This is a genomic window from bacterium (genome assembly GCA_019695305.1).
GTDB lineage: Bacteria > UBA10199 > UBA10199 > UBA10199 > JAIBAG01 > JAIBAG01.
The window spans coordinates 1-12991 of record JAIBAG010000043.1 but is presented as its reverse complement, the minus strand read 5'-3'; the positions used below and the strand labels follow the sequence as shown (position 1 = coordinate 12991).

The following is a 12991-nucleotide window of genomic DNA, read 5'->3' as shown; positions in this document are numbered from 1 at the left end:
CGAGAACTCAAAGACAAAATTGCTTAACGTGAAAGAAAATTGGTTCAGGTTTTTTTGAGAATAAACCGCGCGCTTGAAAACAAACGCGTGCATAACCCGTTCCGAGGCAAACCCCGCGCCACTTCGCTTTTGCTCAGCGTCACGGCTTTTGCTCCCTGCCCAGCTTTGCTGGGCAACAGGCCCGCCCGTTCCTCGCCAGGGTTCCCGGAAGAATCGGAAGATTGTGCAAAGCTCCTCCCCAAACCCCTCCGCTTTGCACACCAACATCGGCGTACTTTTATTTTTAAGGTGCCGTCCACTCCAGGTCCTGGATTGTTTTTTAAAAGTACGTCTGAAAAGAGGGGTGCGCAAAGTTGGGTGATCGTTATTCCTTCCGTGCTCGGGTTACGGTTCCAGCCAGCTCGGGCCTGGTCCGGCCCGGGTCGTGGCCAGTCGCCTTCGGCGTGGCCTACTTGCCCCCACCCACCCGTGGGAACCCGCCTTTCGGCCGCCCACCCCTATTAAAGGCGGGAACGGCCAAGCCTTTGGCTTGTGCTTCGGCACACTTAGCACAATTTACAGGTTGATTTTTTGTCTGTTTCACGTAAATTATTCGTGTGCCGTCCTTAAGTCCTAACTCCCAATACAAAACTTTAGTTACTGACCTTACCGAAATCATGCGGCAAGGCTTAGAGGCGGCGAATGCAATTCGCCTTAAAACTTATTGGCAGATGGGTCGGCGCTTGTCCAAATCCAAAGAATTGGCTAATGCCAATTCGGCCGCGTTGCTGGCGCAACTGGCCGCCGACCTCAACATGGAGGTTAGTCTTCTTTACCGTATCCAGCAGTTTTACACTCTGTGGCCTAAAGGTGTTCCTGATACTAAAGGTTCTGTTCTCAGTTGGTCTCATTTTGTAGAGTTGCTGTCGCTCAAAGATACAAAAGAGCGTGATTTTTACGTCGTAACAGCGTCGCAACAGAACTGGAGTCGTGACCAGCTACGCAAAGCTATTCAAAAAGATTATTTCAATCTTAGGCAACTTCCAGCGCCACAGGAAACTACAGCTTTAGCTCGTCCTGTTAGTCCCCTTCATACTTACAAAGCTATTGTTGAACATGTGGTGGATGGCGATACACTTTTAGTCCGCATCGATTTAGGCTTTGAAGTCTGGCTTAATGTTCGCACGCGTTTTCGTGGAATCAATACTGCCGAACTGGTTAAACAAGCTGTTACTCCTAATCGAGCCGATCAAGCCAAAGCCTTTGTGGAGGAAAAGCTCAAAAACCTGCCGTTCATCATCATTAAAACCTACAAAACCGACATGTATCAGCGGTATGTTTCGGATATCTTCTATCATCCTACCCTAACCGACAAAGAAGCGGTCTATTCTGAGGGATTCTTCCTTAATTCCCAGCTTTTGGAAGCGAAGCTGGCCGATGTCATGGATTAGGTCACCTATGATTCGAGTCGAGCCGTATTTAAGCTGGTTTGGGTCGTATTTGAACCGTATATGAGTAGTATTGGGTAGCACTTACTACTCACTTTTTAGGCGATGAGTCATAAATGAGCTGTATTTGGGTAGATATGAGCAGTACTGGGTTGTACTTATAAATAACTGAATTTACTTATTTATTTGTTTTCGGGCTTGGAGCCGGTGCTTTTGATGTAATAAGCGTCCTTAAAGTCTCCCACTTGGCTGATTTTGCCTACTTTTTCCATTCCAGCCAGTATTCGTCCGGCGGTACTGTCAGAAACTTTGAGAATCTCTACCACTTCTTTGCGGGTTACTTTGCCCTTATCATTAACAACAGCCAAAACTTGCTCTTCACGAGTAGTGTACTTTTCTTCATTTGAAAGCTTCTTATCGCTAGCCTCATAAATCTTTTTGGATGCCTTTGATCCAAAGAAAATACCCAATACCTGAAGTGCCACAGCGGTTAAGTCTTTCGGTAAAACAAAAGCCTTGTCGATACTGCTCATTACAAAGGCGATCAAAAAGAACAGAAGCCAGAAATAAACATATATTGATCCTTTTCGGGGAGGATCTTCCTGTCCTACCCATCTTTTAACTTCCTTTTCGACAGAATAGGCACCTACAAGAGCAATATAAACAACCATCATCCCATCAGGCATATCGAATTTTTCTTTTAAGATGAAATCAACCAGCATCAGGCCGATGTAGGTAATGGTGTACAAAGTCAAAAGCGGAGAAAGAACATCTCTGAATTTTTCTTTCCAGTTCATGAGTTCCCTTCCTTTGCATCGTTGAGGATTTTCTGTGCATCCTGCAGAGTTAAAATTTGTAGATTAACTAATTCTTGAAGTGTACGCGCCGCTAATACTACTAAGTTTGCCCCGGCAATCTTGGTGCCTCCAGATTTGCTAGCCTCATCAAAAGCAGCACTTTTTTCTTTCTCAGTTGCTACAGTAGATTTAACCATCCAATTCCAAAATGTCTCATATCGCGTATAAGTAAATGAGCCATCAGTCACCATTGATTCAGTTAAGATCATACCACCTAGTTTCCCAAATCCAGTCTCTGCCATTTCTTTTTTAATTAAATTAACTTTCTCAAGGGGAGATTCGTTTACAATGCGGATTGTTTCATTCAATATTTTATCAACACAATAGCCGCCATCCGCAAAACCACATTCCTCTGCTCTTATACTCAGAGAAAATAACAAAACGCATATAAACAAAATTTTGTTCATCAATTGCATTCTAATCCTTTTATTTTCTCAATCTGAGCCTCTACTTGCTTACCTGCTACCTTCACATTTGTTTCACATAATTTATTAATATTGTTCTTCACTTCAAATGCTAAGTTTGCAAAAGCGTCTTTGGGGAATTGACCCAAACTCATAAAATATGTGGATTCATTCCATAGGGCATTTTCAGGACGATAGATTTTTAGACTTTGTATATTAGGTTCACTTGCTGTTACTTCAGAAGAGAATTGAACGCTGATACCCACATCTTCTTCAGGGCCACGGCCTATATTCTCAATTTGCACTACATATTGATTTACATTGTTTTGGGGAGAAGCTTGGTAATCCAAAATCAAACCACCAACTTGAACAGGCACTGGTTTTTTAGGCTCAACTGTATTGTAAAGCTGGTTCACTACCAGCTTGGGGGTTTTGTCATTCAAGAAATGATCAAAATAAGAACCAGCATAATGACTACCAGCAATAAGAGCTAATACGGCACTAACACTTTTAAGCCATTTTTTGTGCGTTTTTGTTAAAGGCATTTAAGGGCTGTATTCTTGAACTGGTAAAATTAAATTGCAAACGGTTTTTATGAGTTTTCGTGCAAAAAATACTTTACGCATAGCGTTAAAAAAGTCTTTTCCATCCGGTAAAACACACGCCAAAAAAAGCTGGCTTTTTAAGGCGAGTTGCTTAACGTTGCAAACCTATGACACTGTTTACAAATAAAAATGGTTCCTTGGAAATCTTAAAGAAAAAAGATTTCCGTAACGAAAAAGAACTGCAACGTTTTGTAGAATCCAACCTAGAAACCCTTTTTAATGTGCGTTTTTTAGCAACGGAGTTTGTTATCAGCGAAAAGCATGGAGGACGCATTGATAGCTTAGGCCTTGATGACAATGATTCACCCGTTATCATCGAATATAAATGGGGCGAAAAAGACAATATCATCAATCAGGGTTTATTTTATTTGGATTGGCTGATTGATCACAAAGGTGATTTTCAGGTTTTGGTCGAAAAAATTTTAAAAGAAAAAATACAAGTGGAATATGGTTCACCACGCCTCATACTTATTGCCCAGTCGTTCAATAAATACGATCAATTTGCCATCAACCGCATGGCGGAAAATATAGAGCTGTGGACTTACTCTCTTTACGAAAATAATACTTTTGAGTTGCGGTCTGTTGCCACTTCCCAAGCTAAAAAAAGCAGAGAAACTTCCGTCAATAAAGTAACCAGCATTTCCTACGATAATTATTCCGTGGATCGCCTGCTTGAGAAAGCGGAGCCCAATATAAAAGAAATTTTTGGAGAATTACGGGAACGTGTTTTAAATTTCGAAAGCGAACAAGAAATTGAAGAATTGCCCCGCAAACATTATGTTGCTTACCGCACCAATCGCGCTTTCTTATATGTCAGTATACAGGTAAATGCTCTCAAAATTCACATCATCATTGATCAAAAAGATTTAAATGATCCAAAAGGCATGACACGCGATGTTTCCAAAGTGGGACATTATGGCTATGGGAACACCGAGATTATTCTTAAAAACATGGATGACTTGGAATATGTGATGAGCTTTGTCAAACAGTCATATCTGGAAAGCCGCTAGCATTATGGATTGGAACGTAATTCAAAATTATTTTATCGAATATATCCTGCCAGTTATAAAAAATATCACTGCCAGCACCGTAACACTTGCAGCTTTCTGGTTCGTTTTTAGAAAGCAGATTGAAGCCTTTATTACAACCAGATCGCAAAACGCGATTAATGCCAAGCAACATGAACTTGATAAAAAAATGGAGGATTACAAAAGTGAGATAGGCCAGCGGGCTGAGGCGATCAAAACGAATCTTCAAAAAGATATTATCAACGCCGAACTGACAATTAAACAGCGACATAAAACCTATAACGAAATTCTTCTTTTAATGCGTAAGGCCCATGCTCTAGTTATGCAGTTTTATGGGGTTAGAAGAAGATATGACTATGCCACTTTTAGCCAAGAAGATGCCGAAAAACATATTAAAGACTGGCTCATTGCTGACAAATTGAAAAAAGAAATTTTACAAGCTTATGCTACAGATGCCAAAAGCGGTGCGGAAAAAATGAAAGAGTACGAATTCTTCCCTGAACATACCTCAGCGTGGAAAAGCATAAATGAAGCCAATAATTACTGGATTGCAAATGAGCTGTATTTTCCGGATGAAATATCAAAAATCATTAAAGACATTTTGATAGATTTTAAAATGTATCTTAATGACATTGAGATGATTCGAGAGGTAGCTCAACAAGACCGCAGGGAAGCTGTTAAACTGAGTAAGGAGCCGAATGAAAATCGAAAAACATTTGATTCAAAAATGGATGCATTAAAAAATAAGCTAAAAACAGACCTTAATGCCTCATTCTTTTAATGGGATAATTTTTTATCCATCATACAATCCCCTATATTTCCTCGCAAAAATCATAAGTCCCACCTTAAAAGCACTCGCCAAATCATATGCTATCCATTTACAATGTTTAGATATTTTCTCAGCAGAAAGGTACTTATGACTGCATCAAATCAACACCCATTTCTCTCGTTTGGGATTCTCCTTGCACGCGCTCGAAAAAGTATTGGTCTAACCACTCAGCAAGCAGCGGATGCTCTCAAAATCAATAAGGATGATTACCACGCCATCGAGTTAGGGGCTAAATTGCCCGAACGGGATAAGTTAGTTATTTTGTCCGCATTGCTTAAAAAAGATATTACCGAAATTCTAGGATGGACGTCTGTTACTCAAGAAGAAGCTCAGTTCAAAAAAAGCAAATACAGCACTGCCTTTGATACGACTACAGAGTTCATGGAAGAAACCATAGGGCAATGGCGATATAAAATACCAAGTACCGATTTTAAGGATTTATGCCAAAAACTTAAAAAACAGGTTTTTTCTACGACAACCATTCCCCATTTACCCGAAAACCTGGTTCTTATTTTTGAAATTATCTCTAACCGAACACAAGATTTTAAACATCTTTCCGAGTCAACAGGATTTTTTCCTAATGGCGAAAGTCTCGATATGTTTTTAGCCCGTATGCCTCACTTAGGACCTCGTCTTTTTGACTTGGGCAACCATACTCTTTTTTCTCAAAATAAATTTTCAAATCTGGATGATTTTTATAAAGAGATGTCTTACGAAAATTTTAAAACATTGTTGCTCTTGGCCTTATCTTCCGACGGTTTTTATTCCGAAAGTACCGACCTTCCTTACTTACAGCAACAAGAAGAATTTGCGAGCCTGGCCACACTCATGGCCCGAAAACTTGCTCCTCATTTAAAATTTCTGAACCCTCATCACTTTATAATGGCGGTATTGGCACAAAATGCCGGAGAACAGGCCTTATTTTCAATTTTAAGAAAGCTTAAAACTAATAACGGCTTCCCCGAAGAATTTCTTTATCAAGCTATTTACGAACTGCATCCTATAGTCAGTGCTTATTTTGCCGATTTATGGGGATTTCCCGAAGAAGTTTGTAATGAAATTACCGCTCATCACGATCGCTCTGCAGACGACACCGATCCTCTAGCCGATATTTCACCTTTTGGTTTTGCCATGAAATTGGTGGCTTTTATTACCAATCGCGGCTTTATGCCTCTAGGCAAAGAAGAATTTAGTAATCTTTCAGGTCCGCTTCAAAAAATAAATTTATCGCTTGATGTGTTGAATGAGGTGGTCAACGACATGTACAAGCTGCGGGAAAATCTCATCGAAATAAGCACGGCCGTTGTTTCCGAAGGCTTACCTAAAAGAATATTCGACCCTGAAAAATTTCAGGCTATTGCAAAAGTAGATTCTGATGATAAGCCTTATCTGGCGCACAAGTTAAGCCGTAAAAGTCCGCGCCTTACACCTGTTTATCAAGAGGCTTTGCTGGCCAAAGCTAGTGATCATCTGATTACCCTCTATAAAGATATGCTTTTCCGTAAACAAGAATCGGTCCAGGATTTTACCAAAAGAATGGAGATTTTATATTCTTTCCATGCTACCCTCTCTTCCTAAAGCATGCGTATCGAAGAATCGTATATTATTAAAAATGCGCTGGGTGCCGGATCTTCAGGCACGGTTATGCGTGTAGCCACTAAAGGCGGAAAAACCGAATACGCTCTTAAAATTATTTATCTGGCCGGAAAAAAGAACCAAAAACTTGAAAAAGAAAATTTTGTAGCCGAACTCGATACGCTTAAAAATCTGACCCATCCCAACATTGGCCTTATTCATGATGCGGGCTTTGATGCCGAAAGGAATGCATTGTTTATTGCGGCAGAACTTATCGAAGGCCAAGATTTATTCGAATCCACAAAAAACATGGATTATGCGGGTAAAGAAGAGCTTTTTGTACAGTCTCTTCGAGCTTTAAATTATTTGAATGAAAAGGGAGTTAATCATTTTGATATCAAGCCGCAAAACATGCTTGTCACTCAGTTACCCAATCCTGTTTTAAAACTTATCGATTTTGGCCTGGCCAATTTTTATAACCGTCATTCATCTTCTTCCGATTCTCCCATATACGCCGGAACATTCACCTACATAGCTCCCGAAATTTTAAATTCTCAAAAACCCGATCAAAGGGCCGATTTATATTCTTTAGGCGTTTCTTTTTTTAAAATATTTTGTCGCAAGCTTCCTTTTACGGCATTAAGTCAGGAAGAAGCAAAAGAAGCCCACTTAAACCAAATTTTTCCGTTGCCATCACATGTAAACAATACTCTGCCTTCTTATCTTGATAAGATTTTTTCAAAACTTTTTGAAAAAAAACCAAGTCAGCGTTACCAAAGTGCCGCCGAAGTTATCCATGATTTATCTCTCTTGTCCGGGAAAAATTACGAAATCGAAACTACAGATACGGCTCTTAGCTATATCCCTGAAAAAGGATCTCTGGTCTGTCGTGAGCATGAAACAAGTCAGATAGAAACTTTATTTAAAGACAGGATATTGTCCGAAAAATTTAATGAACCTCCCGTTCTAGTTATTCATGGATCAGAAGGCACTGGCAAAACAAGATTATTGGAAGAAATGCGACATTTGGCCCAGAAAAATATGGTGGACATCGTAAGCCTCGAAGCTTTCAATGCTACACCCATCAATGAAATAAAAACTCCTGCCATTTTGCTTGTTGACCAAAATATAATAGATGAAAGTCTTATTCAATTTGTCACCATGCTTTTTTCTAAAAGAGCCTTTTTACTGGTACTCACCTCAAAAGAAGCCCCCTCTATAAATTTTAAGTTATCTCAAATCGAACTTGAAAACTTTTCTCTCAATCAAATCGAGATTTATCTTAAAAAAGTTTCAGGAATAGAGTCTTTTCCTTCCAAAATAGTTCAAACCATCTTTGCCCATACCCAGGGGAATCCGAGGTTTTTAGCTGAATACACCGCCCAACTTTTTGAAAAAGGCTTATTGCGTGATTCGCACGGCAAGTGGTCGCCAAATATTCTGGAAGATATCGGGCTTAATCTGGAAAAACAAAATTTATCGGGATCCATTAAAAACCGTCTTAAAAATAAGTTGGAACAAGAAACTTTTAGTATTCATCAATGGGATATCCTCAAAATGCTGGCCCTCACAGGAAAGCCAACCATTCAAGATTTAATGGAGCTTTCACAGCCCTCAAGTATTCAGGATGATCTTAATTTTCTCGAACAAAAAAATATCATTCATCGTGAGGGAGCCGCGTATCATTTTACAAATCCTCTTTATGCGGAAGTAGTGGTTGAAATGATGGATAACTCCGATACGGAAACACGCTCCGATAAAATTGCCGATTATTTGGAGCAACAAATAGCAGATAGAGAATTAGTGATGTACCATCGGGGGCATGGCAAAACAGAGCAAGCTATTCCGTGCTTGATCCAGCTAGCTACCATTAAAAAAGAAAAGTTTTTATTTGAAGAAGCTATTGATATTTTGGAACTTCTTCTCAAAAAAAGAGGCCTTACTAATGAGCAGCAAATTGAAACAATCATTAAACTATCGGAACTGCATCTTGAAATTGGCAATATCCAAAAAGTCCGCGATTTATTAACGAACATTTTCAATGAAAAACGATCTGTTTTTCCTGAGAAATTCTATGCAAAAGCAATTGAACTTTTTGGATTAACTTCCATGAGTTTAAAAAGATGGGATGAAGCAAAAGATTATTTCAAACAACATCTGCTTATCTCTCAACAAAACCCTAAAATTGGATGGATGGGGATTTCGGCTAAAAATAATCTGGCCCGGGTAGAATACGGCATGGGCAATATTGAAAAAGCTCTCCAAATAATGGAAGCGACATTGGAAGAATGGAGAAGATTGCCGGATGAAAATCTCAAAGTAAAAACGACTCAAAGCGACATCGATTCTGTTTATTATCTCAAAGGCGAGTTCAAAAAAGCCATTTCCATCCTTGAAGAACAGTTACAAATTTTTTCTAAAAATCAGAATTCATCATTGTATCCCGTACTTCTTTACAAATTGGGAAGGCTTTATATTCAGCAAAACAATATCGAGAAAGGTGAAGCTTTACTTAAACAGTGCCTTCAGGTTGTTAAGAATCGAGGAACGGTTTACTGGTTAAATGTTGTGTACAACGAGCTTGGCAATAGTGCCATGAACTCAAAAAAAATGGATAATGCTCTTTATTATTATTTCCATGCGTTTTCTTTGGCTAAACGTAAACAAGATAGCATCCAGCACTTGATGATTGCTTACAATATAGCCAATATTTATCTTGAGATGCAAAACTTTGATGAGGCTGAAAAATATTTTTTATTTGTCAAAATGGGGTTGGAAAAAACAAAAACAGGAGAAGAAGCTAAAATCTATTTTCATATTCTGGGTTGTTTATTGGGGCTCTCAACTATTTTTAGAAAACAGAATAAATTAAGCGATGCAAATCAATTTCTTGACCAGGCCGAAACTTATATTTCTCAAAAAAAATATCTTTCCCGTTTCCAACAATATTTTTTACAAGAAAAGTATGATCTTGCTCAAGCAATGCGTAATCAAGAATTGATGACAAAAATACTTATGGAACTTGAGCAACTTAAAAGCACTGATGAATTCAGCATGGAAGAATATGGAAATTGGCAAAAGAGGGCCGGGATTTCATCATAGGATTTCATCATAAAGAGAGTTATCACTTTGAGAAGGTCGTCAAAAAGTATATATAAATCGAATACTTGTCAATCAGTCCTCGTTATAAAGCCTAATAATTTCAGCCACTTAACTTATTTAAAAAATAAATAATTCTGGCATTGAGCTTGCTTCATATCCCAAAGGGGTCGGTTTTTTATGAAGATTCGGATATTTATACTGCTTTTAATTTTTGGCTTAAATGCATGTGCTGGGTTGGGCGGTGGCGCTACAGGACCAGCCGGCGAAGAAAATGGCAATGGTGAATTAGGATCTCCCGGCAGTGGTGGTGGCAACCTTCTTCCTCAATCGAGTATAGATCCCCCCGGATTAACCAAAGGTCATGTTGTAGCTTATGCCCCTGATGCCAATCAGGATACACCCGTTATTGGTGATGCCGGTTCGGTGGACACAACCGGCATGAGTGATGCCGATTCCGATGGGTATGCTGATATGTTTAGTGTGGAAGTTGCTACGGATGCTAGCGAGGCTACTCCCGTAACTTGTCCGTTAAAAATGGATGGTAGTTTTGAATGTAATGTTCCCAACACCACTGTGGCGAGCACGCTTACTGTAGCGGTGACGGATGGCTCACAAAAAAGCGAAGCTATTACCGAAACACCCAATCCCGCGTTACTCTATACCCGCAGTGTTCCCAAAGACATGGCTTATTTAACAAGCGATCCTATTGGGAACAACTACCTTGCTGGAGTTACCGATAATGGTGGCATTAAAATTACTGAAACCGATGGCAATTTTGCTGTGATGAATAGTTTTGATGATTATTACAGCGATGCCAGTTTGGATGTGCCTATTGGAACCGAAGGTTTAGCGGTGGATACCACCGGAAAACTGGCGGCTTTACAACCGGATGAAGGGTTAGAGTTGTTTGATATTCTCAATTTTAGGCAAGATATTCCCGATTTTTTACGGACAGGCAGTGTAACGGTTCCTGATACATTTAAATATACGCAGCTCAAGTTAGCTGGGGATAATAATTTGCGGTTTGTGAGGTGGACGAGTGATGCTATTAGATACGATGAGCATATTCATAATGTATTAGACATCAATTTTAATATCCCTATTAAAAGCGCTGGTGATTCTTACAATGCCTCTAAAGTTATTACCTTTGATTCATTCCAATTTGCAGGTGATTACTATGGATTGGCTATTTTTGAAGATTATGGCTCAGAAACTCCTTTTTGGAATCCGGATGTTCCTGATATTGTAGCAGCTAATGATCCAAGCAATGACAAGACTAAAATTGTTTTAACAAGTAAAAGAACTAATCCTGCTTTTGTTAAAAAAGTATTCGAATTACCTGGCAAGCCCAGTAATTATTCCATTCAAGATTTTATTTTATACCGTAACAACACTGCCCCCTCTAATCCCTTACCTAGTAAAAATAATTATTACGGGGCCGGGCTTTTACTCGATAAGCAAAGCCATAGTGTGTATTTGGTTGGTTTTAATGTTATTGAAAGATATGGATCCGTAGTTGAATTATTAGCCCCGGCCGCCATTGACTTGGGTACCAATAAAAAACCTATAAAAGCAGTGCTCAATACCACCAAAACAAAAGTTTTTATTTTAACAGCCGATGATTCTATTATGCTTATGGATTTGCAACCTACAGGAGCAATTTCATACAGCACGATGAAAAACAGCCTTAAAACTTTTGATTTAAGCACACTGATTACGGATAAAACGGTAGAAATTAAAGCCGATAATCTAGCGCATTATCAAAATACAACTACGGGCAAAGAATATCTGATTGTAACGGCTAAAGGTTTAAAGGGTAGTATGGTTGTGGATGTAGAAAAAGTTTTGGCTCAAGCTCAATAATTTTCTTTGTCATCCTCGCGCAGGCGGGGATCCATCTTACTGATACTCCGCCAAATAAACATACAAGGCACCGGCATGGTTATAGGCAGAGGGTGCTGCCACAATTAAATCGCCTTTTATTCCGTCACCATTCACATCGGCATCGCCACCTAAAATTTGCCAGCCATATTCCTGATTCACCGGGCCTGTAATACGTTGAAAGGCAGGATCATCGACACAAGTTTCGTCACCAAAATTATTGTAATCAACACCATTTACTACAAATACGGCACCATGCTGATCATCACCATAGTTACGGGTGGCGGTTACAAGTGCCGCTACATCTGTGCATTGTGTGTTAACAGAGGCTGTTCCAAATGCCCATGTTAAACGGGCGTTATCTTGGTCGCCATGTATAGTTTTGGCCCCAGGCAACTCACTTAAATCTACTTGTGTAGCGTCAGATGTTCGGTCAAATACTACTTTTGTAAGACTTGGTAAGGGCTCCAATTCTTCACCACCAATTATATGCGCTCCTCCCGACTCCTGAAAGCCACCCAAATCTTCATAACTTGAACCTGCCAACAGTTCATCAATTCCATCAGCGTTTATATCACCAAAATTAGAATATTGACCTGCACCCGTGTATGGTAAGCCAACAAAAGCCACTGCATCTAAAGCGCTGGAGGTTGCCATATAATCTGGCAATTGAATTGTATTAAGTGGTTGTAAATAGGCTCCTCCGCGAACCAATACGCTATAACCAGAACCAACAGGACTATATTGTGATGCGCCACCAAAAAATACCTCACGATACCCATCTCCATTAATGTCGCCACTAGTAACGCGAACACACGGTGCGATATCATCATAAGATGGCCTCACTTCAAAAGGTGATACTTTAGCTGTTATTCCTGACATGGTGGGTAAAGGGGTAATTTCACAAGCAGTATACCCCATTATATTGGCTATTTGTATAGTCCCATCATTACGATCAATCGCACCACCTAAAGATTTAAATGCTCCCATATCATCGCCAATATCACCTTCCAAAATTGCAATATTATTAGCTTCTAAATTTCGATCGAGAACTGTTTCATCATATTGACCAATGGCAGCATCAGAAAATTGATACATATCAAAAGAAGCTGGCCATGCTTCACGTCCGAAAACAACTCCCACGCCACCGTGATTGCCAGTTCCATCGCCTAAAGCAGGGTCATCATAACCGGTTGCCATGGCCATAGTTGTCACCAAATCGTCTATACCATCTCTATTCACATCATCGGCCGACATGTTTGTTCCTACAATCCAGTCAGTTG

Annotated in this window: 11 protein-coding genes; 6 read left to right on the top strand and 5 right to left on the bottom strand. The window is 39.7% G+C overall.

Annotation, left to right across the window (positions count from 1 at the left end; all coding sequences use genetic code 11):
- The coding region (locus K1X76_12405) for a hypothetical protein (protein MBX7149864.1) at positions 1-267 on the bottom strand (267 nt) is incomplete at its 3' end.
- A gap of 389 nt (positions 268-656) precedes the next feature.
- On the opposite strand from K1X76_12405, the gene K1X76_12400 reads away from it, so the two are divergent.
- Positions 657-1430: a hypothetical protein gene (locus tag K1X76_12400; GenBank protein ID MBX7149863.1), complete on the top strand. Its 774-nt coding sequence runs from the start codon at positions 657-659 to the stop codon at positions 1428-1430.
- 179 nt (positions 1431-1609) lie between these two features.
- Here the strand turns inward: K1X76_12400 and K1X76_12395 are convergent, their stop codons facing one another.
- The 3 genes from K1X76_12395 to K1X76_12385 are packed head-to-tail and all read right to left on the bottom strand — an operon-like array spanning position 1610 to position 3233.
- A complete protein-coding gene (locus K1X76_12395) occupies positions 1610-2224 on the bottom strand; it encodes a DeoR family transcriptional regulator (protein MBX7149862.1) in 615 nt (204 codons plus the stop codon).
- A complete protein-coding gene (locus K1X76_12390) occupies positions 2221-2700 on the bottom strand; it encodes a hypothetical protein (protein MBX7149861.1) in 480 nt (159 codons plus the stop codon). The genes K1X76_12395 and K1X76_12390 overlap by 4 nt, the downstream gene beginning before the upstream one ends.
- On the bottom strand, positions 2691-3233 hold the full coding sequence (locus tag K1X76_12385; GenBank protein ID MBX7149860.1) for a hypothetical protein: 543 nt from the start codon (positions 3231-3233) through the stop codon (positions 2691-2693). Before K1X76_12385 ends, K1X76_12390 begins: the two co-directional genes overlap by 10 nt.
- 167 nt (positions 3234-3400) lie before the next feature.
- Here K1X76_12385 and K1X76_12380 point away from each other — a divergent pair, with 167 nt between their 5' ends.
- The 5 genes from K1X76_12380 to K1X76_12360 all read left to right on the top strand — a co-directional run bounded on the left by K1X76_12380 (position 3401) and on the right by K1X76_12360 (position 11690).
- Entirely contained in the window at positions 3401-4303 is a 903-nt protein-coding gene (locus K1X76_12380) for a DUF91 domain-containing protein (protein MBX7149859.1), read from the top strand.
- A gap of 4 nt (positions 4304-4307) precedes the next feature.
- Positions 4308-5102 carry a hypothetical protein gene (locus tag K1X76_12375; protein MBX7149858.1) on the top strand — a complete coding sequence of 265 codons (795 nt, stop codon included), beginning with the start codon at positions 4308-4310 and terminating at the stop codon, positions 5100-5102.
- Between the two features lie 135 nt (positions 5103-5237).
- Positions 5238-6728, top strand: coding sequence for a hypothetical protein (locus K1X76_12370; GenBank protein MBX7149857.1), 1491 nt, complete (start codon positions 5238-5240; stop codon positions 6726-6728).
- A gap of 3 nt (positions 6729-6731) precedes the next feature.
- Entirely contained in the window at positions 6732-9827 is a 3096-nt protein-coding gene (locus K1X76_12365; protein ID MBX7149856.1) for a protein kinase, read from the top strand.
- Positions 9828-10004: 177 nt separating this feature from the next.
- Entirely contained in the window at positions 10005-11690 is a 1686-nt protein-coding gene (locus K1X76_12360) for a hypothetical protein (protein MBX7149855.1), read from the top strand.
- A gap of 36 nt (positions 11691-11726) precedes the next feature.
- Here the strand turns inward: K1X76_12360 and K1X76_12355 are convergent.
- Positions 11727-12991: hypothetical protein (locus tag K1X76_12355; GenBank protein MBX7149854.1), on the bottom strand; the 1265-nt coding region annotated here is incomplete at its 5' end.